Annotated in this window: 22 protein-coding genes and 1 tRNA gene; 14 read left to right on the top strand and 9 right to left on the bottom strand. The window is 69.2% G+C overall.

The features are described from left to right. Nucleotide 1: 1 nt before the first annotated feature. The 9 genes from GGR24_RS06585 (at nucleotide 2) to GGR24_RS06545 (ending at nucleotide 10,618) form a co-directional block, all read left to right on the top strand. A complete protein-coding gene (locus GGR24_RS06585; protein ID WP_183394558.1) occupies nucleotides 2-289 on the top strand; it encodes a sarcosine oxidase subunit delta in 288 nt (95 codons plus the stop codon). Beyond that, nucleotides 289-3,270, top strand: a complete 2,982-nt coding sequence (locus GGR24_RS06580; protein WP_183394557.1) for a sarcosine oxidase subunit alpha family protein — start codon at nucleotides 289-291, stop codon at nucleotides 3,268-3,270. The genes GGR24_RS06585 and GGR24_RS06580 overlap by 1 nt, the downstream gene beginning before the upstream one ends. Beyond that, nucleotides 3,263-3,841 carry a sarcosine oxidase subunit gamma family protein gene (locus GGR24_RS06575; RefSeq protein ID WP_183394556.1) on the top strand — a complete coding sequence of 193 codons (579 nt, stop codon included), beginning with the start codon at nucleotides 3,263-3,265 and terminating at the stop codon, nucleotides 3,839-3,841. The genes GGR24_RS06580 and GGR24_RS06575 overlap by 8 nt, the downstream gene beginning before the upstream one ends. An 85-nt stretch (nucleotides 3,842-3,926) precedes the next feature. Beyond that, a complete protein-coding gene (locus GGR24_RS06570) occupies nucleotides 3,927-4,622 on the top strand; it encodes a helix-turn-helix domain-containing protein (protein WP_246398140.1) in 696 nt (231 codons plus the stop codon). Between the two features lie 161 nt (nucleotides 4,623-4,783). Next, complete coding sequence (locus GGR24_RS06565; protein WP_183394555.1) at nucleotides 4,784-5,674, top strand: class II glutamine amidotransferase; 891 nt, start codon at nucleotides 4,784-4,786, stop codon at nucleotides 5,672-5,674. Between the two features lie 27 nt (nucleotides 5,675-5,701). Beyond that, nucleotides 5,702-6,409 carry a GltB/FmdC/FwdC-like GXGXG domain-containing protein gene (locus GGR24_RS06560; protein WP_183394554.1) on the top strand — a complete coding sequence of 236 codons (708 nt, stop codon included), beginning with the start codon at nucleotides 5,702-5,704 and terminating at the stop codon, nucleotides 6,407-6,409. Between the two features lie 7 nt (nucleotides 6,410-6,416). Beyond that, nucleotides 6,417-7,763, top strand: coding sequence for an FMN-binding glutamate synthase family protein (locus GGR24_RS06555; RefSeq protein ID WP_183394553.1), 1,347 nt, complete (start codon nucleotides 6,417-6,419; stop codon nucleotides 7,761-7,763). A gap of 128 nt (nucleotides 7,764-7,891) precedes the next feature. Beyond that, nucleotides 7,892-9,193, top strand: coding sequence for a type III glutamate--ammonia ligase (glnT, locus tag GGR24_RS06550; RefSeq protein WP_183394552.1), 1,302 nt, complete (start codon nucleotides 7,892-7,894; stop codon nucleotides 9,191-9,193). Between the two features lie 588 nt (nucleotides 9,194-9,781). Then, nucleotides 9,782-10,618 carry a TorF family putative porin gene (locus GGR24_RS06545; RefSeq protein WP_183394551.1) on the top strand — a complete coding sequence of 279 codons (837 nt, stop codon included), beginning with the start codon at nucleotides 9,782-9,784 and terminating at the stop codon, nucleotides 10,616-10,618. 136 nt (nucleotides 10,619-10,754) lie between these two features. Here GGR24_RS06545 and GGR24_RS06540 read toward each other — a convergent pair whose 3' ends face one another. Further along, nucleotides 10,755-12,092: an NAD(P)/FAD-dependent oxidoreductase gene (locus GGR24_RS06540; RefSeq protein ID WP_183394550.1), complete on the bottom strand. Its 1,338-nt coding sequence runs from the start codon at nucleotides 12,090-12,092 to the stop codon at nucleotides 10,755-10,757. A 164-nt stretch (nucleotides 12,093-12,256) separates the two neighbouring features. Here GGR24_RS06540 and GGR24_RS06535 point away from each other — a divergent pair, with 164 nt between their 5' ends. Next, on the top strand, nucleotides 12,257-13,201 hold the full coding sequence (locus tag GGR24_RS06535) for a quinoprotein relay system zinc metallohydrolase 2 (RefSeq protein ID WP_183394549.1): 945 nt from the start codon (nucleotides 12,257-12,259) through the stop codon (nucleotides 13,199-13,201). A gap of 54 nt (nucleotides 13,202-13,255) precedes the next feature. Here GGR24_RS06535 and GGR24_RS06530 read toward each other — a convergent pair. Both GGR24_RS06530 and GGR24_RS06525 read right to left on the bottom strand, forming a co-directional pair. Continuing rightward, a tRNA-Glu gene (locus GGR24_RS06530) sits at nucleotides 13,256-13,331 on the bottom strand. Between the two features lie 69 nt (nucleotides 13,332-13,400). Next, nucleotides 13,401-13,787 carry a DUF6476 family protein gene (locus GGR24_RS06525; RefSeq protein ID WP_183394548.1) on the bottom strand — a complete coding sequence of 129 codons (387 nt, stop codon included), beginning with the start codon at nucleotides 13,785-13,787 and terminating at the stop codon, nucleotides 13,401-13,403. Between GGR24_RS06525 and GGR24_RS06520 the strand changes: the two genes are divergently transcribed. From GGR24_RS06520 to GGR24_RS06505, 4 genes are all read left to right on the top strand, one after another. Beyond that, nucleotides 13,786-14,802: an RluA family pseudouridine synthase gene (locus GGR24_RS06520; protein WP_183394547.1), complete on the top strand. Its 1,017-nt coding sequence runs from the start codon at nucleotides 13,786-13,788 to the stop codon at nucleotides 14,800-14,802. The two genes, GGR24_RS06525 and GGR24_RS06520, sit on opposite strands and share 2 nt — an antisense overlap. A 189-nt stretch (nucleotides 14,803-14,991) precedes the next feature. Then, complete coding sequence (gene rpoH / locus GGR24_RS06515; protein WP_183394546.1) at nucleotides 14,992-15,879, top strand: RNA polymerase sigma factor RpoH; 888 nt, start codon at nucleotides 14,992-14,994, stop codon at nucleotides 15,877-15,879. 281 nt (nucleotides 15,880-16,160) lie between these two features. Next, on the top strand, nucleotides 16,161-17,453 hold the full coding sequence (locus GGR24_RS06510; RefSeq protein WP_183394545.1) for an adenylosuccinate synthase: 1,293 nt from the start codon (nucleotides 16,161-16,163) through the stop codon (nucleotides 17,451-17,453). Nucleotides 17,454-17,520: 67 nt separating this feature from the next. Continuing rightward, on the top strand, nucleotides 17,521-18,873 hold the full coding sequence (locus GGR24_RS06505) for a hypothetical protein (protein ID WP_183394544.1): 1,353 nt from the start codon (nucleotides 17,521-17,523) through the stop codon (nucleotides 18,871-18,873). A gap of 124 nt (nucleotides 18,874-18,997) precedes the next feature. Here the strand turns inward: GGR24_RS06505 and GGR24_RS06500 are convergent, their stop codons facing one another. The 6 genes from GGR24_RS06500 to GGR24_RS06475 all read right to left on the bottom strand — a co-directional run bounded on the left by GGR24_RS06500 (nucleotide 18,998) and on the right by GGR24_RS06475 (nucleotide 26,205). After that, nucleotides 18,998-19,873, bottom strand: coding sequence for an RNA polymerase factor sigma-32 (locus GGR24_RS06500; RefSeq protein ID WP_183394543.1), 876 nt, complete (start codon nucleotides 19,871-19,873; stop codon nucleotides 18,998-19,000). A 225-nt stretch (nucleotides 19,874-20,098) separates the two neighbouring features. Beyond that, a complete protein-coding gene (locus GGR24_RS06495) occupies nucleotides 20,099-20,668 on the bottom strand; it encodes a CarD family transcriptional regulator (protein ID WP_183394542.1) in 570 nt (189 codons plus the stop codon). Between the two features lie 325 nt (nucleotides 20,669-20,993). Further along, a complete protein-coding gene (fdxA, locus tag GGR24_RS06490; RefSeq protein ID WP_183394541.1) occupies nucleotides 20,994-21,332 on the bottom strand; it encodes a ferredoxin FdxA in 339 nt (112 codons plus the stop codon). 89 nt (nucleotides 21,333-21,421) lie between these two features. Then, nucleotides 21,422-21,775 carry an RNA-binding S4 domain-containing protein gene (locus tag GGR24_RS06485; RefSeq protein WP_183394540.1) on the bottom strand — a complete coding sequence of 118 codons (354 nt, stop codon included), beginning with the start codon at nucleotides 21,773-21,775 and terminating at the stop codon, nucleotides 21,422-21,424. A gap of 4 nt (nucleotides 21,776-21,779) precedes the next feature. Beyond that, nucleotides 21,780-25,151, bottom strand: coding sequence for a helicase-related protein (locus GGR24_RS06480; RefSeq protein ID WP_183394539.1), 3,372 nt, complete (start codon nucleotides 25,149-25,151; stop codon nucleotides 21,780-21,782). Nucleotides 25,152-25,314: 163 nt separating this feature from the next. Beyond that, nucleotides 25,315-26,205, bottom strand: coding sequence for a DUF3108 domain-containing protein (locus GGR24_RS06475; RefSeq protein WP_183394538.1), 891 nt, complete (start codon nucleotides 26,203-26,205; stop codon nucleotides 25,315-25,317). Between the last annotated feature and the right edge of the window lie 97 nt (nucleotides 26,206-26,302).

The following is a 26,302-nucleotide window of genomic DNA, read 5'->3' as shown; positions in this document are numbered from 1 at the left end:
CATGCGCATCGCCTGCCCCTTTTGCGGACCGCGCGGCGTCGACGAATTCGCCTATCTGGGCGACGCGACCGTCAAGCGGCCGAACGCCGACGCGCCGGACGCGCTGCCGGCCTTCGTCGAATATGTCTACCTGCGCGACAATCCGGCCGGCCTGCACCGGGAGCTCTGGCAGCACGCGCTCGGCTGTCAGTCCTGGCTGGTCGTGACCCGCAACGTCCGCACGCATGTGATTGATCAGGTCGAGGCCGCCCGCGACGTCGCCGCCGCGCGGTCCTCGGAGGCCGAGTGATGTCCCAGTCGAACCGTCTCGCCGCCGGCGGCCTGATCGATCGCGCCTCCAGCATCGGCTTCACCTTCGACGGGCGGCGCTACGCCGGCCATCCGGGCGACACGCTGGCTTCGGCGCTGCTCGCCAACGGCGTGAAGCTCGTCGGCCGCTCGTTCAAATATCATCGTCCGCGGGGGGTGCTGACCGCAGGCTCCGAGGAGCCGAACGCGCTGGTCGAGCTGCGCTCCGGCGCGCGCCGCGAGCCGAACGCCAAGGCGACGGTGGCCGAGCTCTATGACGGCCTCGAGGCGACCAGCCAGAACCGCTGGCCCTCGCTCGCCTTCGACCTGATGGCGGTGAACCAGCTGGCCTCGCCGGTCTTCGTCGCCGGCTTCTACTACAAGACCTTCATGTGGCCGGCGAAGTTCTGGGAGAAGCTGTACGAGCCGATGATCCGCCGCGCTGCGGGCCTCGGTCGGCTCTCCGGAGAGGCCGACCCGGATTCCTACGAGAAGATCACCGCGCACTGCGACGTGCTGGTGATCGGCAGCGGCCCCGCCGGTCTTGCGGCCGCCCTTGCCGCAGGCCGGTCCGGCGCCCGGGTGATCCTGGCGGAAGAGGATTTCGCGCTTGGCGGCCGGTTGAACTCGGACCGTCGGCTGATCGGCGACAAGACCTCTGCGGCCTGGGCGGCGGAAGCCGTGGCGGAGCTCGAAAGCCTCCCTGAGGTGACCGTGCTGCGCCGCACGCCCGTGGTGGGCGTCTACGACGACGGCGTCTACGCCGCCCTGGAGCGCGTTTCCGATCACATGCGCGAGCCAGGCGCGCATCAGCCGCGCCAGCGGCTGTGGCGCATCGTGGCCAAGCGTTCGGTCCTCGCAGCCGGCGCGCTCGAGCGGCCGATCCCGTTCGGAGGCAACGACACGCCGGGCGTCATGCTCGCGAGCGCGGTCCGGACCTATCTCAACCGCTTCGGCGTCGCGCCCGGCAAGCGCGCCGTGGTCTACGCCAACAATGACGACGCCGCCGCCACGATCGCGGACCTCGCCGCGGCCGGCTGCGAGGTCGTCGCGGTGGTCGACGCACGCGGCGACGCTCCGGCGCTGCATGCGGCCGCTCGGGCCGCGCGCGCCTCGCTGGTCTTCGGCGGCGCGATCGCCCGCGCCTATGGCGGCCGGTCGCTCAAGGGCTGCGAGATCGTCGACGGCCGCGGCGGCGGCTTCAAGGTCGCCTGCGACCTGATCGCGGTCTCCGGCGGGTGGAACCCGTCGATCCAGCTCACCACCCATCTCAGCGCCAGGCCGGTGTGGGACGATCGTCTCGCGGCCTTCCTTCCGGGCGCCCGGCCGGTCGGGATGGAGGTCGCCGGCGCCGCCGAGGGCGCGTATGGGCTTGGTGACGCTCTCGCGGCGGGCTTCAGGGCCGGCGCGGCGGCCGCCGAAGCCTGCGGGTTCGCCGCCGGCGCCGTCGACGTTCCCGCCACGGATCAGGAGCCGGGCGACACGCACGGCCGCGGTCCCTGGCGCTCGCCGGTGAAGCGCGGCAAGGCCTTCGTCGATTTCCAGAACGACGTCACCGTCTCCGACGTCGAGCTTGCGGCGCGCGAGGGCTTCAAGTCCGTCGAACACCTCAAGCGCTACACGACCCTCGGCATGGCGACGGACCAGGGCCGCACCTCCAACGTGCTCGGGCTCGCCCTGATGGCGGAGATCACCGGCCGCTCAATCCCCGAGACCGGCATCACCGCCGCCCGTGCGCCGTTCACGCCGGTCGCGATCGGGGCGCTCGCGGGCGCCCACCGGCACAAGGAGTTCCGCCCCACGCGTCTGCCGCCCTCGCATTTCTGGGCCGAGGAGCAGGGCGCGGTGTTCACCGAAACCGGCCAGTGGATGCGCGCGGCCTATTTCCCGCGGCCGGGCGAGAAGGACTGGTTCGAGAGCGCGGTGCGCGAGGTCACGACGGTGCGCACCGCGGTCGGCGTCTACGACGCCTCGACGCTCGGCAAGATCGACATCCAGGGCGCCGACGCCGGCGTGTTTCTGGACCGCGTCTACGTCAACGCGTTCTCCTCGCTCGCTGTCGGCAAGGCTCGCTACGGCCTGATGCTGCGCGAGGATGGCGTCGCCATGGATGACGGCACCACGACCCGGCTGGGCGAGACGCATTATTACATGACGACCACCACGGCGAACGCCGGCGGCGTCATGCGCCATCTCGAACTCTGCAAGCAGTGGCTCTGGCCCGAGCTCGACGTTCACTTCTCCTCCGTCACTGACCAGTGGGCGCAGTACGCCATAGCGGGGCCGCGCTCCCGCGAGGTCGTGGCCGCGCTGGTGGACGAAGGCTTCGACGTCTCCAATGAGGCGCTGCCCTATATGGGCGCCAGGGAGCTGACGGTGTGCGGCGGCGTCAAGGCGCGGCTGTTCCGGCTCTCCTTCTCGGGCGAGCTCGCCTATGAGCTCGCGGTTCCGGCGCGCTATGGCGACGCCATGATCCGCGCGATCATCAAGGCCGGCGAACCGTTCGGCATCTGCCCCTACGGGGCCGAGGCGCTCGCCATCATGCGCATCGAGAAGGGCCACGCCGCCGGTCCCGAGCTCAACGGCAACACCACCGCGGCCGATCTCGGCATGGGCAAGATGCTGTCGAAGAAGAAGGACTTCATCGGCCGCACCATGTCGGGCCGCGAGGCCTTCCTGGATCCGGAGCGGCCGTCGCTGGTCGGCTTCCGTCCCGTCGACCGCTCCGCACGGCTGCGTTCCGGCGCCCATTTCGTGCCGCGCGGCGAGACGCCGAGCGCCGCGAACGATCAAGGCTACATGACCTCCACGGCCTATTCGCCCAGCAACGGCCACTGGATCGGCCTCGGCTTCCTGGCCCGCGGGCCGGAGCGGATGGGCGAGATCGTCCGGGCCTATGATCCGGTGCGCGGCGGCGACGTCGAAGTCGAGGTGGTTTCTCCCGTGTTCGTCGATCCCGAAGGAGCCCGTCTCCGTGGCTGAGACCCTTGTCGCCCGCTCCGCGCTCCGCGCCCACGTCGCGCCGCCGGCCGCGCCGGCCGGGGCGCCGGGCTTCACCCTGCGCGAGGTTCCCGATCTGACCCTCGCCTCGGTCGCCGCTCTCAAGGGCCGCGAGGCCGAACTGGCGGAGGCCGTGAGGGCGGCCTATGGCCTCGATCTGCCGCAGGGACCCAAGCGCGTCGCCTCCGGTCCGGTCGCGTTCGTCGGGGCCGGCCCCGGCAAATGGCTCGCCGTGTCTTCCGCGGCGACGGACTTCTCCGCCCTGCCGGCGGCGGTGGCCGACCAGTCGGACGGCCGCTCCGCCTTCCGTCTCGCCGGACCGAAGGCCCGCGAGACGCTGGCGACGCTGATCCAGGTCGACCTTCACCCCCGCGCGTTCGGGGCGGGCGACGTGGCTCTCACCCACGCCGCCTCGATCGCTGTCACGCTCTGGCAGCTCGACGACGAGCCGAGCTACGAGATCCTGATGTTCCGCACCTACGCGGCCACGCTGTGGCGGTGGATCGTGGAGGCCGGGCGGTCGCGCGGGGTCGAGGCGCGTCTCGCCGGCTGACGATTTCGAGGGTGCGGCGCCGACGGGCTTGGGGTTTGCGAGCGGCTTCGCTAGCGTGGCCATCGGTTTCCTGGGGAAAGGTCCGATGTCCGACAGGGTCGCCAAGATGCAGGGCGCGAAGCGCGCGGATCGGTCCGAGCCGCCGCTGAGCGTCGTCGCGTCGGACGACGAGCCTTACGTCACGGGCTCGGGAGCGCCGGCGCCCGCCGAGCGGCGCACGCTTGAGCAGGCCATCGGCCTGCAGATCAGACACCACCGCAAGCAGATGGGCCTCACGGTCGCGGAGCTCGCGGCCGCGGCGAGCGTCTCGACCGGAATGCTCTCGAAGATCGAGAACGGCCAGATATCGCCGTCCCTGACGACGCTGCAGACGCTCGCGACTGCGCTCAACATGCCCATCAGCCTGCTCTTCTCGGAGTTCGAGGAGCGTCGGGACTGCTCCTACGTTCCGGCCGGGCAGGGCGTCGTCATCCAGCGCCGCGGCACGAAGGTCGGGCACAAGTACGAACTGCTGGGTCACATGCTGGGCGGGAAGGTCGCGGTCGAGCCGTACCTCATCACGCTGACGGAGGACGCGGCCCCCTATACGGCCTTCCAGCACGAGGGAACCGAGCTGATCTACATGCTGAGCGGCGAGGTGATCTATGCCCACGCCGGCAACAGCTATCACCTGAAATCAGGCGATTCGCTGCTGTTCGACTCCGGCGCCCCCCACGGGCCGGAGCGGCTGGTGGTCAAGCCCATGACCTATCTCTCGATCATCATGTACGAGAAGGACTGAGGGCGCCCTAGCGTCGCTCCGGATGGGCCGGCCCGGCGTCGCCCTCAAAAGTTTCTTGAGAAGAATTATTTTTTCCAGAACGTTGACGGCGCGGGCGCCGCTCGATAGCTTCCGATCACGCCCTTACGGGCCCTTTTCCTTGAGATCGGAGCCCCGCGCCCATGTGCGGCATCGTCGGATTATTCCTGAAGGACAAGTCGCTCGAGCCGAAGCTTGGCGAGATGCTGAGCTCGATGCTGGATGTGATGTGCGACCGCGGACCGGATTCGGCCGGCTTCGCCGTCTACGGCGCCGGCGAGGCTGGACGTGTGAAGCTCACCCTGCGCGGCCCCGAGGGCTACGACTTCGCAGCGCTTGCGGAGAAGCTTGGTTCGGACGTCCGCCTCACGGAGCGCGCCACGCACGCGGTTCTGTCGGTACCGGAAGCGTCCGAGGCTGACGTCCGCGCCTCGATCGCGAAGCTGGCGCCGGAGGTCACCGTCGTCGGCGCCGGCGCCCGGATGGAGCTCTACAAGGAAGTCGGGCTTCCGACCGACGTCGCGAACCGCTTCAAGCTCGCGGAGATGTCCGGCACGCACGGCATCGGCCACACCCGCATGGCCACCGAGAGCGCGGTCACGACCAATGGCGCGCACCCGTTCTCGACCGGCGCCGACCAGTGCCTCGTGCACAATGGTTCGCTGTCGAACCATCGCGGCGTCCGCCGCAATCTCGAGCGCGAAGGCGTCAAGATCCAGACGGACAACGACAGCGAAGTCGCGGCCGGTTACCTGACCGCCCGGATGGCGAAGGGCCGCAGCCTCGGTGAGGCGCTGGAGGACTCGCTGAACGATCTGGACGGCTTCTACACCTTCGTGGTCGGCACCGAGACCGGTTTCGGCGTGCTGCGCGATCCGATCGCCTGCAAGCCCGCCGTGATGGCTGAGACCGACGAATACGTCGCCTTCGGCTCCGAGTACCGCGCGCTCGCCAACCTGCCGGGCATCGAGAACGCCAAGGTCTGGGAGCCCGAGCCGGCCAAGGTCTATTTCTGGGAACGTGCGGCCGCCTGAGAGCAGCCAAAGAGGGGAGGCCGTCTCATGAACGCAGGCGCGCAGAGCAACGCCTTTGACTTGTCGCACTCCACGGTGCGCGAACTGAACGCCGCGCTGCATGGGCTGAAGCAGGGGTCCAACGCCCTGTTCTGGCGCATCGCGCATCCCGGGGGGCTTCATGCGATCGCGGCCGGCGTCGACGCGCCGGTCACGATCGAGATCGACGGGCCCGTCGGCTACTATTGCGGCGGCATGAACAAGCAGGCCACGATCCTGATCAAGGGATCGGCCGGGGTCGGCGTCGCCGAGAACATGATGTCCGGCCTCGTCCATGTCGAAGGCGACGCCAGCCAGGCGGCGGGCGCGACCGCGCATGGCGGCGCGCTGATCATCGACGGCAACGCGGCCGCGCGCTGCGGCATCTCGATGAAGGGCATCGACATCGTCGTGAAGGGCTCGGTCGGCCACATGTCCGCCTTCATGGCCCAGGCCGGCACGCTCACCGTGTTCGGCGACGCCGGCGAGGCGCTCGGCGACTCCATCTACGAGGCGCGGCTCTATGTGCGCGGCTCGGTGACGAGCCTCGGCGCAGACTGCATCGAGAAGGAGATGCGCGACGAGCACAAGCAGCAGCTCTTCGAGCGCTTCAAGCTTGCGGGCGTCGACGGCCAGATCGATCCGTCGGAGTTCAAGCGCTACGGCTCGGCGCGAAACCTCTATCATTTCCACGTCGACAACGCGTCGAACTACTGAGGGCGACATGAACGAGCACGTCAAAGCCCCCGCCGCGCCGCGCACGCTGCCGCGTGAATCCGCGACCTTCGACGCCTACACCCTGTCGGAGATCCGTCGCGCCGCCGCGACCGGCATCTACGACATCCGCGGCGCCGGCGCGAAGCGCAAGGTCCCGCATTTCGACGACCTGCTGTTCCTGGGCGCGTCGATCTCGCGCTATCCGCTCGAGGGTTATCGCGAGCGCTGTGGAACCGACGTCGTGCTCGGCACGCGTTTCGCGAAGAAGCCGATCGAGCTCAAGATCCCGATCACGATCGCGGGCATGAGCTTCGGCTCCCTGTCGGGCCCCGCCAAGGAAGCGCTTGGCCGCGGCGCGTCGCAGATGGGCACCTCCACCACCACCGGCGACGGCGGCATGACGCAGGAGGAGCGCGGGCACTCGAAGACGCTCGTCTACCAATACCTGCCGTCCCGCTATGGCATGAACCCGGACGACATCCGCAAGGCGGATGCGATCGAGGTCGTCATCGGCCAGGGCGCGAAGCCCGGCGGCGGCGGCATGCTGCTCGGCCAGAAGATCTCGCCCCGCGTCGCGAAGATGCGCACGCTGCCCGAGGGCATCGACCAGCGCTCCGCCTGCCGTCATCCGGACTGGACCGGTCCGGACGACCTCGAGATCAAGATCGAGGAACTGCGCGAGATCACCGACTGGGAGAAGCCGATCTACGTGAAGGTCGGCGCTTCGCGGCCCTATTACGACACCGCGCTCGCGGTTAAGGCCGGCGCCGACGTCGTGGTCGTGGACGGCATGCAGGGCGGCACGGCCGCGACGCAGGAAGTGTTCATCGAGAACGTCGGCATCCCGACCCTCGCCTGCATCCGCAACGCCGTGAAGGCGCTTCAGGACCTCGGCATGCATCGCAAGGTGCAACTCATCGTCTCCGGCGGCATCCGCAACGGCGCCGACGTCGCGAAGGCGCTGGCGCTTGGCGCCGACGCGGTCGCGATCGGCACCGCGGCCCTGGTGGCGCTCGGCGACAACGACCCGAAGTGGGAGAGCGAATACGAGGCCCTGGGCACCCGCGCCGGCGCGTATGACGACTGGCACGAGGGGCGCGATCCCGCGGGCATCACCACGCAGGACGCGGAGCTCATGAAGCGGCTCGATCCCGTGATGGCCGGCCGCAGGCTCGCCAACTACCTCGCCGTGATGACGCTCGAGGCGCAGACCATCGCGCGCGCCTGCGGCAAGAGCCATGTCCACAACCTCGAGCCCGAGGATCTCGTGGCGCTGACGCTTGAGTCCGCCGCGATGGCGCAGGTCCCGCTCGCCGGAACCAGCTGGGTGCCGGGCCAGGACGGGCGCTTCTGAACGCAGAATAGAAGGAGGCCCGCCGCCGCAGTCCCGGGGGGCCTCCCCCTCCGGCGGATGGCGCCTCCCGCAGCGAACGAGAGGAGACGGTCGTGAACGCACATGTCGGGACAATCGGGGGAACTGGGGTGGCTGTCGATCTTGAAGAGACCGCGCGCGACCGCGGAATAAAGTACTTTTTGATCTCCTATACGGACCTGTTCGGCGCGCAGCGCGCCAAGCTGGTGCCGACGGCGGCGATCGGCTCCATGCAGCGGAGCGGCGCCGGCTTCGCGGGCTTCGCGACATGGCTCGACATGACGCCCGCGGACGCGGATCTGTTCGCCAAGCCCGATCCGGCGAGCCTGATCCAGCTGCCCTGGAAGCCGGAGGTCGGCTGGCTCGCGGCGGACCTCTGGATGAACGGCAAGGAGGTCGAGCACGCTCCCCGCAACACGCTGAAGCGCCTGATGGCGCGCGGCCGGGAGATGGGCTTCCAGATGAAGTCCGGCGTGGAGTGCGAGTTCTTCCTGACCAATGCGGACGGCTCCGCGATCAGCGACGGCGCCGACACCCAGGACAAGCCCTGCTACGACCAGCTCGCACTGATGCGCCGCTACGAGGTCATCACCGAGATCTGCGACGCGATGCTGGCGCTGGGCTGGAAGCCCTACCAGAACGATCATGAGGACGCGAACGGCCAGTTCGAGATGAACTGGGCTTTCGACGACGCCCTCGCGACCGCCGACAAGCACTCCTTCTTCAAGTACATGACGAAGTCCATCGCCGAGAAGCACGGTCTTCGGGCGACCTTCATGCCGAAGCCCTTCGTGAACCTCACGGGCAGCGGCTGCCACGCCCACGTCTCGCTGTGGAACGAGGGCACGGCGATGTTCGAGGACGACGGCGGCGAGCTCGGCGTGTCGCAGCTCGGCTACCACTTCATCGGCGGCCTTATGCACAACGCGGCCGCGATCTGCGCGATCACCAATCCGACGGTGAACTCTTACAAGCGCATCAACGCGCCGCGGACCGTCTCGGGCGCGACCTGGGCCCCGAACACCGTGAGCTACACGGGCAACAACCGCACCCACATGATCCGCATTCCGGATCCGGGCCGGTTCGAGTTCCGGCTGCCCGACGGCGCGGCCAATCCGTATCTGCTGCAGGCCGCGCTGCTCGCCGCCGGCATCGACGGGATCGAGAACAAGCGCGACCCGGGCGAGCGCAGCGACGTCAACATGTACACCGAGGGCCACCTCTGCACGAACGGCAAGGCGCTGCCGCTCAACCTCCTGGACGCGCTGCGCGAGCTCGAGTCGTCGGACGTCCTGAAGGGCGCGCTCGGCGAGGAGTTCGTCACCGCCTACGTCAAGCTGAAGACGCAGGAGTGGAACGCCTATGCCCGTCATCTGACGCAGTGGGAGCGCGACAACACGCTCGACTGCTGAGCCAGACTCTCCCCGAGCCCTCCCCTCGGCTCCCGCGCCGCGCCAGGCCTTCGCTTGGCGCGGCCTTTTTTCGGCTGGAGGCCGATCCTCGAGGCGGTCGAGGCTTGTGCGCCCTGCCTAAAACCGGATCACGGCGGCTGACGAAATAGGCGCCCGCCGCGTTCCGGGCGACGGGGCCCCCGCCGCCGGGGGCGGCGGCCGCAACCATCGGCCGTCTCCGGAGCGCCTTCGGTTCGGCCTCACTTTCTGCTGATCAGTCGAGGCCAGAGAACAACCCCGGGCTCATCGAGCGGCGGGCGGCGACAGGGCCGAGTCCGCATGTCCTTATATTGAGCCGACGAGAATATGGATCCGTCAATGCGCCAGGATTCGACGCTTACGATCCAGAGGTAACTTGAAATTAGGGAATTGAGACACGGCTATAGTTTGTTCCCCTCTTCGCGCGCTTCGGCTTCTCATCGCTGTGGCAAAAAAGCATCGATACTTGACAAGCAGGGTCGAGCCTAAAAATCAGGCTAGACTTTCAGGTGGCGCGGCCGGATTTTTACACTCAACCGACTGCGCGTACTGATGAATCGGGGAACTCAGATGAACAAATTCGCCGGGCTTGCAATCAAGACGCTGATGGGCGTCGCGGCCGGATCGATGATCGTGAGCTCGGCCTCCGCGGCTGACCTCTCCATGCCGGAGCCGGTGGTGGAAGCCTCCGTGACCCCGAACTGGGACCTGGCTTTCGGCGTCGCCGCCGTCACGAACTATGTGTTCCGCGGCATCACGCAGTCCAAGAACAACCCGGCCGTCCAGGGCTACGCCGAACTGCAGGCGTTCGACTGGGTCTATGCGGGCGTGTGGATGTCGAGCGTCGACTTCTCCACCCGGTACGGCCTCTCGGACCCGTCGGCGGAAGTCGACATCTACGGCGGCATCCGTCACAGCTGGGACTGGTTCTCGCTCGACGTCGGCGGCCTGTACTACTGGTACCCGGGCGAGAAGGGCCCGGCTCGCGAGACGGACTACTGGGAAATCTTCGCCAAGCCGTCCTTCACCTTCGGCGGCCTGACGCTCGGCCCGACCATCTACTGGACCAGCGACTTCATCAACACCAAGGCTAACGCCACCTACCTGTCGGGCGTCGCCAAGTACTCCTTCGCCGTCGACACCATGCCGGACCTCGGCTTCTACGTGTCCGGCGAGTTCGGCAAGCAGTGGGTCGAGCGCACGCGCTACAACGCCGGCATCGACTACCTGACCTGGAACGCGGGCGGCGGCGTGACCTACAAGGCCGCGACCCTCGACCTGCGCTACAGCAGCACCGACATGAAGAAGCGCGAGTGCACCCCGGCGGGCTTCGGCCTCAAGAACTGGTGCGGCGATCTCTTCGTCGCCAAGCTCGCCTTCGACACGTCCTTCAACAAGCTGAAGTGATCGGGCCCCGCATCTAGCGGGTCAGACGAACAGAAACGCCGCGCTCCCAAGAGCGCGGCGTTTTCGTTTGCGGTGTCCGCCGACGCCCCGGCGCTGCGCCTCTCAGCGCCTTCGCGCGGCTGAGAGCTTCGCGTTCTCAGAGACCCGTCGCGTCCCGCCCCCGCCGCCAGAGCTCGACCAGCGGGACTGCGGCCTTGGCGAACATTTGCAGCGGGTGCGTGGGGAAGGCGATGTCGTCGAAAGCGCTGCGGCCTTCCGGACGGCCGAGCATCTGGAGCGCGATCTTCCGGCCGAAATGCGTGGCCCGCGAAACGCCGGTGCCGCAATAGCCCATCGCGTAATGCACGCCCTCCGGTGAGCGCCCGAGATGCGGAAACTCGTCGAACGTGTAGCCGATCCGCCCGGTCCAGCCATGCGTCACCGCCACGTCCTCCAGATAGGGGAAGACGCGCAACAGGTCGCGCGCGAGGTGGCGGTAGGCGGCTGACGAGTTCTCGCGGGCGAGGTGGCTCGCGCGGCCGCCCCAGATCAGCCGGTTCTCGCCCGGCGCGGGTCGGAAGTAATAGAAGACGCGGTTGGACTCGCCGTAGACCCGCCGTGTCGGCGTCGCCCGGTCGAAGAGCGCCTGCGGGACCGGGCCGGTTGCGATCTGCGCCGAGACGACGGGTACGATCCGCCTGTCGAAATGCGCGCCGACGCCCTGGGTGTAGCCATTGGTGGCGATCAGCACGTCGCGCGCGCGGATTTCGGCGCCGTCGATGCGCACCCGGAAGTGATCCGCCTCGGCGGAGACGGCCCGCACCGCCGTGTCGCCACGCACCACCGCGCCGGCTTCCGTCACGCGCCGCATGAGCCCGGCATGGTAGCGGCCGGGGTGCAGGTTCGCGTCCATCGGCAGCAGCGACCCGCCGTGAAAGACGCCTGTCCCGATCTCCCGGCTCTGCGCCGCCCGGGGCACCATCTCGAAGTCGACCCCGGCAAGTCGGGCGAGATCTTCCATGTCCTGCGCCATCGCGTCGTAATGCGCCGGGCGGACCGCGCCGCGGAAGCGCCCGCAGCGCATGAAGCCGCAGTCGATCTTCTCCTCCGCGATCAGCGTCTCGATGCCGTCGAGCATCGCGACGCCCTCGCGCAATAACGCGGCCGCCTTCCGCTCGCCCTTCATGGCGATGAGGTCGCGGACGCGGAATTTCTGGTTGCCGCTGCCGACCTGTCCGCCGTTGCGGGTGCTGGCGCCGAATCCCGGGACACCTGCGTCGACCACGAGGGTGCGCCGGCCGGCCCGGGCCAGAACGAGCGCCGCGGAGAGGCCGGTGAAGCCGGCGCCGACGATCAGCACGTCGGTTCGCTCCGGCGGCTCAGGCCACGGACCGGCGTCAGGCGGCGCTGCGTCCCACCAGTAAGGCGCAGGGGCGAAGCTCGCCGGCTTTCCGGCGGCGAGCTCGCGCAGGGAGATCTGAGGTCCGGAGGCCATGGTCGACGCCGGCTCCTTCTGGCGGCCCGTCGTCCCTGCTGCATAGCCGCGCCCCCGGCTCGACGCCACGGGCGTCGTCTTGATCGCACGACAGGGCTCCACTAGTCGGTAGGAGCCAAAAGAGGCGGGCTCAACGTAAGTCCGCCCGAAAGCGGGAGGCAGGGATGAAGCGCGGATCAGGGGTCCGGACGAGCCGCCGCGAACTTCTGCTCGGCGGCCTTTGCCTCTGCTGCCTGCCGCGGACGGGCTTCGCGGCCGAGTCGGTCGGCGTCCAGGAGATCGAGACCGGCGTTTTCGTCAGGCGCGGCCTCGACGTCGACGCCGCGCCCGGCAACGCGGATGCGATCGCCAATATCGGCTTCGTGATCGGCCGGGACGCGGTCCTCGTGACCGACTCCGGCGGCAGCCTCGCGGACGGCCGATGGCTGCGTGACCAGATCCGCCAGAAGACCGACCGGCCGATCCGGCACGTGGTCCTGAGCCACGTTCATCCCGACCACAGCTTCGGCGCCTGCGCCTTCCTCGACGACGAGCCGGACTTCATCGGCCATTCAAGGCTGAAGGCGGCGCTCGGATCGCGCGGCGAGTTCTACCGGAGCAAGCTCGCGGAGACGCTGGGAGACGCGAATGTCGGTCCGGTGGTCATGCCGACGCGCGAGATCGGGCCGGACGGCGGGGAGGTCGATCTCGGCGGCCGCAGGCTCTCCTTCAGGGCGCACGCGACGGCGCATACCGATTGCGATCTGTCGATGATGGATAGCGCGTCGGGCCTGCTGTTCCCGGCGGACCTGCTGTTCGTGAAGCGCGTGCCCTCGCTCGACGGCAGCCTGCTCGGCTGGCTGAAGGAGCTCGACGGGCTGGAGGCGCTCAGCGCCAGGACCATCGTCCCGGGCCATGGGCCGGTGGCGGTGAAGCCCGACGCTTTCGGGGAGCTCCGCCGCTACCTCACCGTCCTGCGCGACCAGACCCGCAAGGCGATCAAGGACGGAAAGGCGATCGACGAGGCGATCGAGACGGTCGGCGTCTCGGAGAAGGACAACTGGACGTTGTTCGCCGACTACAACAGCCGCAACGTCACGCAGGCCTACAAGGAACTTGAGTGGGAATAGCCCGGCGCTTGCGACGCGAGGCCGACCCCGGCCGGGCGCGGCAGTAAAGCGCCGTGGCGCTCCCAAGGGGACTCGAACCCCTGTTTTCGCCGTGAGAGGGCGACGTCCTAGACCGCTAGACGATGGGAGCTTCGCGGGAGGCGCATCCTATAGCGACCCTTTCGAGCCGCATCAAGCGAGGCGGGCCAAAATTCCGCCGTCAACGCAGCGGCGGCGCCGACGGGCCGCCTGGCGTGACCTCCAGGCGACCGGTCTCCGCGAGGGAGCTCGCGTCGAGGACGTGGATCGTCGTGCGGCCTTCCGCCTCGGTCGTGACGATGATCCGGCCATCGTCGACGGCGGTCGAGACCACCCTCGCGCCCGCAGGGATCGAGAGCGAGCCGGCGGTCGGTCCGGCCGCAACGGGGCTGGACTTGACGAGCCGGTAGGCGATCACCGACATGACGGACACAAAGCAGAAGCCCATCGTGAGGGCGCCGATCAGCGTCAGGGTCCGCAGGCGGCGGTAGACACGCTGGATCCGCGGATCTTCGTCGTCCGCCATCTCGTTGAGCGACGGGCCCTGGGAGCCGATCTGCGCCGTCATGTCCGTACCGTCCTTTGAAGCCGTCGGCGTCGACCCCGACCGTCTCCGCGTCGTCGTCGCGGAAAGTCGGGACGTCGGTGAGCGGCTCGACCGATTTCTGGCTGCGCGGTTGCCGGAATTTTCCCGAGCGAGGCTGCAGGCCCTGATGCGCCAGGGCGCGGTGCGCTCGGGCGGGCGGACGCTAGAGGACCCTGCCGGAAGGGTCAACGCGGGCGAGATCGTCATAGAACTGCCGCCGCCCGAGCCTGCGGAGCCGATCGGCCAGAACATTCCGCTCGTCGTCGTGCATGAGGACGAGCATCTCATCGTGATCGACAAGCCCGCCGGGCTGGTGGTGCATCCGGCGGCGGGGCATGCCGACGGCACGCTGGTGAACGCGCTCATCGCGCATTGCGGCGCGAGCCTCTCCGGCGTCGGAGGCGTGGCGCGGCCGGGCATCGTGCACCGGCTCGACAAGGACACCAGCGGGCTTCTGGTGGTCGCCAAGAACGACGTCGCGCATCGTTTCCTGAGCGCGCAGTTCGCCGATCATGGGCGCACCGGGCCGTTGCGTCGCGCCTATCTGGCGCTTGTCTGGGGAATCCCGTCCCGGCCGCGCGGCACCGTCGACGCTCCGCTCGGGCGCAGCGCGCGCAATCGCGAGAAGATCGCGGTCCGGTCGGACGGCCGTGAAGCGATCACCCACTGGGACACGCTCGAGCGCTTTCCGGCCTCGGACGCGGCGTTGGTGGAATGCCGGCTGGAGACAGGGCGCACGCACCAGATCCGGGTGCATATGACGTCGATCGGCCATCCGCTTCTGGGGGATGACGTCTACGGCGCCGGGCACCGCTCGAAGGCGTCCCGCCTGAGCGAGCCCGCGGCGGCCGCATTGGCCCGGCTCGGCCGCCAGGCGCTGCACGCCGCTGAACTCGGCTTCGTTCATCCCGCAACGCGGGAGGCGCTCGAGTTCACCAGTCCGCCCCCGCCCGATTTCGCAGATTTGCTTCGCGAGCTGGGAACGCCAGAGCGCTGAAAGTCTTTACGTTATGCAAGCAGCCTCACGCGCACGTGTTGCGAAGGCATGCATTTTTGCACGACAGCGTGATGTGTAACGACGAGCATCGCGCATGCGAAATGCGGTATAAGAACCGCGTGGTCGGCTAGACAGCGGCCGCGAGCCGGGCCTGCCGGAGGAGCGGGGGCCCAGATCCAGGAGGCGCATATGGCTTCAGCAGCACTCCCAATACTCGTCAGCGACGGCGGCCTGAGCCGCTACCTGGACGAGATCCGCAAGTTTCCGATGCTCGAGCCGCAGGAAGAGTACATGCTCGCCAAGCGGTGGCGCGAGCATGGCGACCGCGATGCGGCCCACCGGCTCGTCACCAGCCATCTTCGGCTCGTGGCCAAGATCGCCATGGGCTACCGCGGCTATGGCCTGCCGATCGGCGAAGTCGTGTCCGAGGGCAATGTCGGCCTGATGCAGGCGGTGAAGCGCTTCGAGCCCGAGAAGGGCTTCCGGCTGGCCACTTACGCGATGTGGTGGATCCGGGCGTCGATCCAGGAATACATCCTGCGTTCCTGGTCGCTCGTGAAGATGGGCACCACGGCGAACCAGAAGAAGCTGTTCTTCAACCTGCGCAAGGCCAAGAGCCAGATCTCGGCCCTCGACGAGGGCGATTTGCGGCCCGATCAGGTGAAGCAGATCGCCACCAAGCTCGGCGTGACCGAGACCGACGTCGTCGACATGAACCGCCGTCTCGGCGGCGACGCTTCGCTGAACGCGCCGCTGCGCGAGGACGAGGGTTCGTCCGAGTGGCAGGACTGGCTCGTCGACGACAGCGAGAGCCAGGAGGCGCGGCTCGCCGAGAGCCAGGAGCTCGACAATCGCCGCACGGCGTTGTCAGGCGCGCTCAAGGTGCTGAACGACCGCGAGCGCCGGATCTTCGAGGCGCGGCGCCTGGCGGACGATCCTCTGACTCTCGAGGAATTGTCCGGCGAGTTCGGCGTCAGCCGCGAACGCGTGCGGCAGATCGAGGTCCGGGCCTTCGAGAAGGTCCAGGCGGCGGTCCGCAAGAACGTCGCGGCGATCGAGGCCGGCATGCACGCCTGAACCGGCAAGACCGGAATGACGGAGCCGCGCGGGAAACCGCGCGGCTTTTTTGTTTGAGCTCAAGGTCGGCTGCCGGCCGGCGACCTTTCGCCAAGCGCTCACGGGGCGCGACCGGGCTGCCGATCGAGGCCGGATCATGCATGAGGGCATGATTGCCCTGCGCCGTGGCCCGTGCGCCTTGCCTCTGCGGCCGCGATCCTCTAGCAAACCGAGGGAGGACCCCGGCTCTCCAGAGCCGGGGTTTTTTTCGTCCGGAACGGGACGCGGAAGGACTTTCTTTTATGGCGAACGTCGTCGTGGTCGGCGCCCAGTGGGGCGACGAAGGCAAGGGCAAGATCGTCGACTGGCTGTCCGAGAAGGCGGAAGTCGTCGTTCGTTTCCAGGGAGGCCACAATGCTGGCCATACCCTTGTCATCGATGGGGTGACTTACAAGCTGAGCCTGCTGCCCTCGGGCGTGGTGCGCTCGGGCAAGCTCTCCGTCATCGGCAACGGCGTGGTGGTCGATCCCCACGCGCTCGCGACCGAGATCGAACGTCTGCGCGAGCAGGGCGTGGCGCTTACGCCCGAGAACCTGAAGGTCGCCGACAACGCGACGCTCATCCTGTCGCTGCACCGCGAGCTCGACGCTCTGCGCGAGGGCTCGAACGAGGGCACCCGCATCGGCACGACGAAGCGGGGCATCGGCCCGGCCTATGAGGACAAGGTCGGCCGCCGCGCGATCCGGCTTCGGGACCTCGCCAACCTGCCGACCCTTCGCCCGAAGATCGAGCGCCTGCTCACCCACCACAACGCGCTCAGGCGCGGCTTCGGCCTGCCCGAGTTCACGGTGGAGACGATCTATGAGGAGCTCGCCTCCGCGGCTCCGAAGGTGCTGCCCTATGTGGCGGCGACCTGGGAGATCCTCGACGAGCGTCGCCGCGCCGGCGACCGCATCCTGTTCGAGGGCGCGCAGGGCGCTCTCCTCGACGTGGACCACGGCACCTACCCGTTCGTGACGTCGTCCAACACTGTGGCCGGGCAGGCCGCGACCGGCTCGGGCGTGGGCCCCGGCGCGATCGGCTACGTGCTCGGCATCGCCAAGGCCTATACGACCCGCGTGGGGGAGGGGCCGTTCCCGACGGAGCTGACGGATGAGATCGGCCGCAGGCTCGGCGAGCGCGGTCACGAGTTCGGGACCGTCACCGGTCGCCCCCGCCGCTGCGGCTGGCTCGACGCGGTCGCGCTTCGACAGACGGCGCGGATCTCCGGCATCTCCGGCATCGCGCTGACGAAGCTCGACGTTCTCGACGGGCTCGACGAGATCAAGGTCTGCGTCGGCTACCGGCTCGACGGCGTGGAGATTCACCGTCTGCCGGCCAGCCAGGGCGCTCAGGCGCGGATCGAGCCGATCTACGAGACCATCGAGGGCTGGCAGGGCACGACCGCCGGCGCGCGGTCCTGGGCGCAGCTTCCGGCGCAGGCCATCAAATATGTCCGGCGCGTGGAAGAGCTGATCGGATGCCCGATCGCGCTGGTCTCCACTTCCCCGGAAAGAGCCGACACGATACTGGTCGCCGATCCGTTCGAAGACTGAGAAAACCTTAGGCCGGCGTGTCTTTCGCGCCATCGACGCGGGCCGGCCGCTGACGTATGTCGAGGCTATGGCCGACTATTTCCCAGTTCTGTCGCGCGCCGTCGCGGGGCTCGAGAACAACACCGGCGAGGCGCGCCGCGCGGTCTATGAACGCGCGCGCGCCGCGATCGTGCGGCAATTGCGGGCGATCGACCCGCCGCTCTCCGAGGAAGACATCGCGCGCGAGCGCATGCAGCTCGAGGAGGCGATCCGCAAGGTCGAGGCGGGCGCGGCCCCGCCGGCGCAGTCCACGCCTCCGCAGCAGGCGGAGCCGCGAGCCGGCGCCGCGCCGGCGAAACCGGCGGAAAAGCCGGCTCCGGTCAAAACTGCTCCGGCGGCGGCTAACGAAGCGGCCGGACCTGCAGCCGCGGATCAGCGGAAGCGGCCCCCGGCTGCGCCGTCGCGTCCCGCCAAGCGCGCCGACGGCCGCCCGATCGTCCGCGTGGCCGGCGAGACGTCGAGGAGCGACCGCGGAGGGCGGTCGCGCATGCTGGCGGGGGGCATCGCTCTCGCCGCGATCATCATCGTTGGCGGGCTTTTCGCCGGCCGCTCCCAGATCGCGGCTCTGTTCGGCGGAAGCTCCGAGCCCGCGACCGAGGCCGCGGCGCCGAAGCCCGAAGCCGAAACCAAATCGGCCGACGCGCAGCAGAAGGCGGACGATCGCCTGCCCCAGGAAGGCGCCGAGCCCGAGCGGCAGGCGGCGCAGGAGGCGCCTCAGCAGCAGCAGCCCGAGGCGGCGCCCGCCGCGGCGCCCTCGGCGGCGCAGCCCGGCGCTCCGGCGGGGGCGTCTTCGGAGCCCGGTCCGCTCGTGGCGCAGCGCGCCACCCTCTATGAGGAAGGCCCCAACCAGCAGTCGGGCGAGGCCGTGCCGGGCACGGTGGTCTGGCGGACCGAGTCCGTGAGCGGCGGCCAGAATCAGCCTCTCGAGACCGCGATACGGGGCGACGTCGACATTCCGGCCCGCAAGGTCCGCGCGACCGTCATCATCCGGCGCAACATGGATGCGACGCTTCCGGCGAGCCACACCATCGAGCTGCAGTTCAAGCTGCCGGAGGACTTCCCGAACGCGGGCATCACCAATGTTCCGGGCGTTCTGATGAAGGCCGACGAATCCGCCCGGGGCGCCGCCGTGTCGGGCCTGTCGGTCCGCGTCACCAACGGTTTCTTCCTCATCGGCCTGTCGAACCTGGAGACGGAGCGCTCGGTCAACGAGCAGCTGCTGCGTGACCGCGGCTGGGTCGACATCCCGATCCTCTATGACAATGGCCGTCGCGCGGTGCTGACGCTCGAGAAGGGCGTTCCGGGCACGCAGGCTTTCAACGACGCCTTCGCGGCCTGGGGCGCGGCTCCGGCGGCCGCGGCGCAGCCGGCGGAACAGTAACGGAGCCGGTCGCCGTCGGCAGGTCGCGGATCTTCCGGCGGCTCGCTGATCGGCAGACTGGCGGCGATCGAAAAAAGGGCGGAGCCAAGCTCCGCCCTTTTTTCGTTGGATCAACGCTGAGCGGTCAGACCCGGACCTCAGCCGCGCCCATCGGGTGGCGCTCGACCAGAGCGCGGCGCAGCTTCTCGAGCGCGCGGTTCTCGATCTGCCTGACGCGTTCCTTGGAGATTCCCAGACGCTCGCCAAGAGCCTCGAGCGTCACCGCGTTCTCCGCCAGGCGGCGGGCGCGGACGATCTTGAGCTCGCGCTCGTTGAGCACGTCGAGCGCCCCCCGAAGCCACGTCACGCGGCGTTCAGTGTCGATGCTCTCGCCCACGGTCTCGTCCGGGAGGGGTGCGGTGTCGACGAGGAAGTCCATCCGCTCGGACGAGGAGTTCGGGTCGCTGTCGATCATCGGGGCGTTGAGCGACATGTCCGGGCCCGACAGCCGGGAATCCATCAGCGCGACGTCCTGGGGGGAGACGCCGACGGCTTCGGCGATCTTGCTGTGGAGCGCCCCCGGAACCATCGTCTCGCCGTTCTTGCCGAGCCGCGCGCGCAGCCGGCGCAGATTGAAGAACAGGGCCTTCTGGGCGGAGCTGGTGCCGCCGCGAACGATCGACCAGTTCCGCAGTATGTGATCCTGGATGGCGGCCCGGATCCACCAGGTCGCGTATGTGGAGAAGCGCACCTCGCGCTCCGGCTCGAACCGCGCCGCGGCCTCGAGAAGGCCCACATGCCCCTCCTGAATCAGGTCGGGCATCGGCAGGCCGTAATGCCTGAAGCGGGCGGCGATCGCGATCACCAGACGCATATGAGCCGCGGCGAGGCGGTGCAGCGCCTGCTCGTCGCCCTCATCCTTCCAGAGGACGGCCAGATCGTGCTCTTCATCGCGCTCTAGAAACGGCGCCTCCATGGCGGCTCGGACGAAACGGCGACGAACACCGGCCATTTGGGACATCCCGACACTCCCCATGCGACCGTCTTTGGCGACGGCTTTCGGAAGCTGAAACGCCCCAAGGCCGAAAATGGACGCGCCCGATCTGGGATTAGTGTTCACGGTTTCGTGAACTGCCCGCTGTCCCCCTTGTCCGGGCCGAGGGCCCCGCCAGCGCTCGCGTCAAGAGCCCCAACGAAAAAGGCCCGGCGAGAGCCGGGCCTTTCGTGATGGTGGAACCTGTGCGGATCAGGCCGCCTCGTCCTGCGCCTCGGCCTCCGCCTCGTCGGCGCGACCCCGGCGCGGGCCCTTGGCGAGCTGCGCCTCGATCAGCTTCTGGGCCTCGACGTCCGAAAGCTTCTGGACCGCCGCCACTTCCCGCATCATGCGGTCGAGGGCGGACTCATAGAGCTGGCGCTCGCTATAGGACTGCTCGGGCTGGGTGTCGGCTCGGAACAGGTCGCGGACGACTTCGGCGATCGCGATCAGGTCCCCGGAATTGATCTTCGCCTCGTACTCCTGGGCGCGGCGGCTCCACATGGTCTTCTTCACGCGGGCGCGGCCGGTCAGCGTCTCGAGGGCGCTGGCTACCAGCTGGTCGTCCGAAAGCTTGCGCATGCCCGCCGAAGAAACCTTCGCCACCGGAACGCGCAGAGTCATCTTGTCCTTCTCGAAGCTGATGACGAACAGCTCGAGCGTATGACCAGCGATGACCTGTTCCTCGATCGCGACGATCTGGCCGACGCCGTGGGACGGGTAAACCACATGCTCCAACGGCTTGAAGCCATGCCGACTCTGTGACGTCTTCTTGGTGGTCATCCTGCTTCGCACTCCGTCACGTGCCGACGCGCCGCGCCAGCGCTTCACTTGGTCGGGCGAGCGCCCGCCAACGCGTCCAAGAGCGACCGTTCGCGGCCTTGCCGGCAACGCTCGCCTCTGTCAGAAAAACGACATCGCGCGCCCGCAGACGCTACCAACGTCTGGTCAGCCGAGTTCTCGGATTGGCGGAAAGTTCGCCTTGGCTGGCGACGTGGCGCGCTCGTTTGACTGGCCCGTAACGTAGCACGAACCGGCGCGAAAATCAATGAAGTAGACGCACGGGGGCAACAGTGCCGCCCCGGCTACGCCGTCCGCGAACCGCGGCTCAGTCGCCCTGGCCGGGCTCCGGCGAGAAGTACTTCTCAAGCTTGCCCTCGACCCCGTCGAACTCCTTGGCGTCGGCGGGCGGGTCGCGCTTGATGGTCACGTTCGGCCAGCTGCGCGCATAATCCCCGTTAAGCTTGACCCAGGATTCCAGGCCCGGCTCCGTGTCCGGCTTGATCGCCTCGGCGGGGCATTCCGGCTCGCAGACGCCGCAATCGATGCATTCGTCGGGATGGATGACGAGCATGTTCTCGCCTTCGTAGAAGCAGTCCACCGGACAGACCTCCACGCAATCCATGTACTTGCAGCGAATGCAATTATCGGTGACCACATAGGTCATCGGCGTCTCCTTGCTCGCACACGACGTAGCGAAGCCGCGGAAGCTGCGCAAGCGTCAGGCTGCGGAGCCGCTACGCTTGCGGGTCGGAGCTACGGGCCGGGCTCGTCGTCCGGACCGGTCGGAGCGGCGGCTTCGTCGCGGAAGCCCGTCCCATCCGCCACGTTCGGGGACAGGTCGTCATAGAGGGTGCGCGCTTCCGTCGCGGGCCCCCGACGGACGCCGAGCGCCGCCACGCGAAGCACGCGCACGGTCTGCTCGAGCGCCACGGTGAGCACGTCGCCGGTCCGCACCGCCCGCCCGGCGGACACGACTCGGTGGCCGTTGATCCGCACATAGCCTGACTGCGCCAGACGCGCGGCGAGCGCCCGGGTCTTGGTCACCCGGGCTCGCCAGAGCCAGACGTCGATGCGCGTGCGCGCCGCGGCGTCCGGCTCGTCGGCCAAAGCGTCAGGCGTCCTTGTCGCCGTCGCGGTCCTTGCCGCGCGGCCCACGCTCGAGCTGCGCCTTGAGCGCGGCCAGCTTGGCGAACGGCGAATCCGGATCCGGAGCGCGCTCCGGCCGGCGCGCGGGGGCCGCGTTCACGGCAGCGCCTGCGCCACGCGGGCCGCGATCCTCGCGTCGATCGCCGCGGGGGCGGTCCGGTCGGCCGCCGTCACGGCGCGGTCGGCCGGAATCGCCCTTGCCCGCCTTGTCCCGCTCGCCGCCGAAGCGCGGCCGGTCGCCGCCGCCGGAGCGCTCCTCCCGGCGGGGCTGGCCTTCGCGCCCGCGCCGTCCGGCGCCCGGTTCGGCGCGCCCGCCCTGAGCGCGCGGCTCGCGTCCCCGGCCGGGCCGCTCGCGACGGCCATGGCCCGCGGGGCGCCACACCTCGATCATCTCCGGCTCGACGGCGACCGCGCTTTCGAGCACGGGCTCGGGGGCGAGGTCGGCCTCGGTCTCGGCGGCGGCCTCCGCCAGGCTCCGGGCGCTGTCAGCGTCAAGCTCCGGCTCGACGGGAGCATTGTCTTCGAAGGCCTCTTCGACTTCGGGCTCGATCTCGTCGGACGCCGCAGCGTCAACGATCGAGGGGGCCGCCTCGGCGGCGTCGAACACGGGCTGCTCATCGGCGACGGCGGTGTCCTCGGACTCGGCCGCCTCGGCGCCGGGCGCATCATCCACCACGGCCTCGTCGACCGCAGGGCCGGCGGCGCCTTCGACCGACAGATCCGGCGCGCTGACGTCCGGGGCCGACGCTTCCACGGTCTCGGCCACGTCGGAGGCTTCGCTGGCGCCGGCCGGCGCCTCCGTCTCCGCATCCGGCGTCTGTGCGGCGGCCGCGGCAGGCGGCGTCGCCGCCGGCGGCTTCGGCCGGCGCTCCATGCGGTAGCCGAGCGAACGGAGGATTTCCGCGAAGTCTTCGCCAGAGCAGCCGGCGAGCGAGGTCATCGCCACCGTCACGGTGAAGCCATTGCCGTCCGTGGCGCCCGCCGGCGGCGTTCCGGGCTGGCCGGGCTTCCAGGCGATCGCCGGGCGGATGAGGTCGGCGAGGCGCTCCAGGATGTCGACCCGGATGGCGCGCTGCCCGCACACCCGGTAGCCGAGCGCGCGATAGAGCCCCTTCTCGATCGCGGGATCGACCGGGATGGTGGTCCGCCCGGCCGACGCGAGATGCGCGACGTCGTCGACCCGCGCATCGGTGGCCGCGCTGTGGGACAGGCTCCACAGCTGCGCGGCCAGCGCGCGGGGCGCAGGCTTCATCAGCGTGGGCATGTAGACGTGGTGGGCGCCGAACCGGACGCCGTGCCGGCGCAGAGCCGCGCGCGCCGCCTGATCGAGGCTCTTGAGCTCCTCGGCGACGCGTGCGCGATCGAGGACGCCGAGGTCTTCCACCAGCTGGTAGGCGACCCCGCGCGCGACGCCGGTGACGTCTTCCGCGGTCTCGATCGCGATGAGCGGGCCGAGCAGCTTGTTGACGTGGGCGCGGATCCAGAGGTCGAGGCGCTTCTCGACCTGCTCCCGCGCTCCGCCGGTGAGCTGGTCGTCGGCCAGCACCCGGATCCGCGGCTGCAGCGTCTTCTCGCCCTTCACGAGGCGACCGACCAGCTCACCGAGCCAGCGCACCGCGCCGTCGGCCGCGAGCACGACGTCGCCGTCGGCCGCGTTGGCGAAGCGGCCGGCGCGCGCCTCGATCTCGCCGGCGAGGGCCTTCGAGGCGGCCGCGCGCAGCGCCTTGCCCTCCACCCCCTCGGCGGAGCTGTCCGGAGCGAACTGGAACCCGGCGAGGCGTCCCACATGGTGGCCTTCGACCAGCACGTCGCCGTCCTTGTTGATCTCGGCCTCGAGCATGTCCTTTTCCCTCAGGCGGCGCATGAGAACGCTGGTGCGTCGGTCGACGAAACGTTGAGCTAGCCGTTCGTGGAGCGCGTCGGAGAGCCGGTCTTCGACCGCGCGCGTCACGCCCTGCCAATGTTCCGGATCGTCCAGCCAATCCGCGCGATTAGCCACGAACGTCCATGTGCGGACATGGGCGATCCGGGCCGAAAGTGTGTCGATGTCCCCGTCTGCGCGGTCGGTCTGCGACACGTGCCGCGCGAACCAGTCGGTCGGGACCTTACCCGGCCGGGCGAGAAAACCATAGAGGTCAGCGAGAAGTTCCGTGTGTTGGGCCGGCGCGATCTTGCGGTAATCCGGCACCTGGCAGACGTCCCAGAGGAGCCGGATCTGCTGCTCGCCGCGGGCCGCCTCCCGCGTGACCGGATCGCGGGCGAGGTGCATGAGCGCCCGCAGATCGTCCGCGTCGGGGGCGCGGGTCAGTCCGGCCTCGGCTGGCGGACGCGAAAGGCTGTCGATCAGGCCGCCGACGCTGCGGAAGTCGAGCCGCGCGTTGCGCCACTGCAGCACCTTGACGCTCTCGAAGCTGTGGCTCTCGAGCTTCTCGGCGAGTTCGGGCTCGAAGCCGGGGCAGCGGCCGGTGGTGCCGAAGGTGCCGTCGCGGAGATGGCGTCCCGCCCGGCCGGCGATCTGGGCCATTTCCGCAGGGTTCAGCCGGCGGAACTGGTGGCCGTCGAACTTGCGGTCGCCCGCGAAGGCGACATGGTCGACGTCGAGATTGAGCCCCATGCCGATCGCGTCGGTGGCGACGAGATAATCGACGTCGCCGGCCTGATACATGGCGACCTGGGCGTTGCGGGTGCGCGGCGACAGCGCCCCGAGCACGACCGCGGCGCCGCCGCGCTGCCGGCGGATCAGCTCCGCGATCGCATAGACCTCCTCGGCCGAGAAGGCGACGATGGCGCTGCGCGGGGGCAGGCGCGTGAGCTTCCGTTCGCCCGCGAAGGTGAGTTGCGACAGCCGCGGCCGGCCGATGACGTTCGCGCCCGGCAGCAGCTTCTCGACCAGCGGCCGCATGGTGGCGGCGCCGAGCATCAGCGTCTCGTACCGGCCCCGCAGATTGAGCATCCGGTCCGTGAACACATGGCCCCGGTCGAAATCGGCGCAGAGCTGGATCTCGTCCAGCGCCACGAAATCGACGTCGAGGTCGCGCGGCATCGCCTCGACGGTCGAGACCCAGAACCGGGCGCCGGGCGGCTTGATCTTCTCTTCGCCCGTGACGAGCGCGACCTTGTCCACGCCGACTTTCTCGGAGAGCCGGCCGTAGACCTCGCGCGCGAGCAGCCGCAGCGGCAGGCCGATCAGGCCGGAGCCGTGCGCCGCCATGCGCTCGATGGCCAGATGGGTCTTGCCGGTGTTGGTCGGCCCAAGCACCGCGGTCACGCCGCGGCCTCGCGCCGGCGCGAGGATTTCTGACGCTGCCGCAGGAGCGAGCGTCGCGGGATCGGTCATTCAGAACCCTTTAACCGGTCGTCCGGAGCGGCCGAAGCCGCAAAATGGGAACGGCCCCTGAACGAAGCGCGGCCGAATCGGCGATCCGCGGCGAATTCCTGATTCGTTCCAGCGCCTTGAGCCTGCCCGCGCCAACGTCGCGGGTGAGGCGTCGTCCTGCGGCTCAGAGGCTGGTTCCCTTGCCGCCGGACGCCTGGGTCTCACCGGCGTCCACCACGAACGAGGTCGCCGTGATCACCGCCTTGCCGAGTTGCGTCCGCACGGAGATCTTCCACGGCAGCAAGGCGCGTGTGCCGGCGACGGGGGCGAGCCACACCTCCATGTCCTTGTTGTTTTCCATGAAGGTGGTCTGGGACCGGCCGGGCTTGTGCCCGGAGATCGCCTTGTAGCTCGCCTTGCAGACGATCAGCTTGCCGTCATAGGAGCCCTTGACGGCCGGATCGGCGACCGCGGTTTCGGTGCGGTCATAGCGCAGCGCCACGTCGAAACGCTGCCGCCCGTCGAACACCGGCAGCGTCCGGTCGCACGAGGCGGGCGCCAGCAGATCGCCCGATCCGGCGACCGGCATGACGAGCGCGCTCAGCGGATCCACGATCCCCCGCTTGTCGGTGTCCGTCACCGGGATGGTGTCTTTGGTCTTCGGCGGCGGCTCCACCGACATCTGGCGCACGGCGCCCCCCGCGAGCGCGAAGCGGATGATCTGCCCCTTGTTGTTCGCGCGGGTGTTGAGCGCATAGGCGGTCGGCGTGACGCGAGCGTTCTCGACCCCGCCGCGGGAGGTCGCGGCGCCCCTGCCGCCTGTGAAGAACTTCACCAGGCCCGTCATGCGGACGCTCAGGTTCATGTCGTAGGACGAGCGGCCCACCCCGGCCTGCATGGTGGCGGTGCCGATGTCGAATCCGGCCAGCGTCATGGCGTAGCGCGCGCGGATGCGGGTCTCTCCCGGCCCGGCGGTTTCGGCCATGAGCGGCGAGGTCGCGGTCAGGGTCGCCAGTGCGAGACCCAGAGCGACGCTCGATAGGGGCCGCCGGGCGGCCTTGAACGTGGTTTTCATGAGCGGAGAATCTCGATGCGCCGGCGCGCCAGGCTGATCTGCGACGCGCTCATCCCTGGAGAACGTCCATCCGCCCCTGTACTTAAGCAGAATTCCG

This window comes from Hansschlegelia beijingensis, from assembly GCF_014196425.1.
Taxonomy (GTDB): Bacteria; Pseudomonadota; Alphaproteobacteria; order Rhizobiales; family Methylopilaceae; genus Methylopila; species Methylopila beijingensis.
Note: the sequence above shows the minus strand (reverse complement) of the source record. Positions and strands in the feature narration are given on the sequence as shown.

Coding starts and splice junctions, on each gene's coding strand:
- GGR24_RS06570 (WP_246398140.1), top strand. CDS start 3,927: ATGTCCGACAGGGTCGCCAAGATGCAGGGCGCGAAGCGCGCGGATCGG.
- rpoH (WP_183394546.1), top strand. CDS start 14,992: ATGGCTTCAGCAGCACTCCCAATACTCGTCAGCGACGGCGGCCTGAGC.
- GGR24_RS06560 (WP_183394554.1), top strand. CDS start 5,702: ATGAACGCAGGCGCGCAGAGCAACGCCTTTGACTTGTCGCACTCCACG.
- GGR24_RS06565 (WP_183394555.1), top strand. CDS start 4,784: ATGTGCGGCATCGTCGGATTATTCCTGAAGGACAAGTCGCTCGAGCCG.
- GGR24_RS06500 (WP_183394543.1), bottom strand. CDS start 19,873: ATGTCCCAAATGGCCGGTGTTCGTCGCCGTTTCGTCCGAGCCGCCATG.
- GGR24_RS06585 (WP_183394558.1), top strand. CDS start 2: ATGCGCATCGCCTGCCCCTTTTGCGGACCGCGCGGCGTCGACGAATTC.
- GGR24_RS06535 (WP_183394549.1), top strand. CDS start 12,257: ATGAAGCGCGGATCAGGGGTCCGGACGAGCCGCCGCGAACTTCTGCTC.
- GGR24_RS06495 (WP_183394542.1), bottom strand. CDS start 20,668: ATGACCACCAAGAAGACGTCACAGAGTCGGCATGGCTTCAAGCCGTTG.
- GGR24_RS06540 (WP_183394550.1), bottom strand. CDS start 12,092: ATGGCCTCCGGACCTCAGATCTCCCTGCGCGAGCTCGCCGCCGGAAAG.
- GGR24_RS06580 (WP_183394557.1), top strand. CDS start 289: ATGTCCCAGTCGAACCGTCTCGCCGCCGGCGGCCTGATCGATCGCGCC.
- fdxA (WP_183394541.1), bottom strand. CDS start 21,332: ATGACCTATGTGGTCACCGATAATTGCATTCGCTGCAAGTACATGGAT.
- GGR24_RS06480 (WP_183394539.1), bottom strand. CDS start 25,151: ATGACCGATCCCGCGACGCTCGCTCCTGCGGCAGCGTCAGAAATCCTC.
- GGR24_RS06505 (WP_183394544.1), top strand. CDS start 17,521: ATGGCCGACTATTTCCCAGTTCTGTCGCGCGCCGTCGCGGGGCTCGAG.
- GGR24_RS06475 (WP_183394538.1), bottom strand. CDS start 26,205: ATGAAAACCACGTTCAAGGCCGCCCGGCGGCCCCTATCGAGCGTCGCT.
- GGR24_RS06525 (WP_183394548.1), bottom strand. CDS start 13,787: ATGACGGCGCAGATCGGCTCCCAGGGCCCGTCGCTCAACGAGATGGCG.
- GGR24_RS06545 (WP_183394551.1), top strand. CDS start 9,782: ATGAACAAATTCGCCGGGCTTGCAATCAAGACGCTGATGGGCGTCGCG.
- GGR24_RS06520 (WP_183394547.1), top strand. CDS start 13,786: ATGTCCGTACCGTCCTTTGAAGCCGTCGGCGTCGACCCCGACCGTCTC.
- GGR24_RS06510 (WP_183394545.1), top strand. CDS start 16,161: ATGGCGAACGTCGTCGTGGTCGGCGCCCAGTGGGGCGACGAAGGCAAG.
- GGR24_RS06555 (WP_183394553.1), top strand. CDS start 6,417: ATGAACGAGCACGTCAAAGCCCCCGCCGCGCCGCGCACGCTGCCGCGT.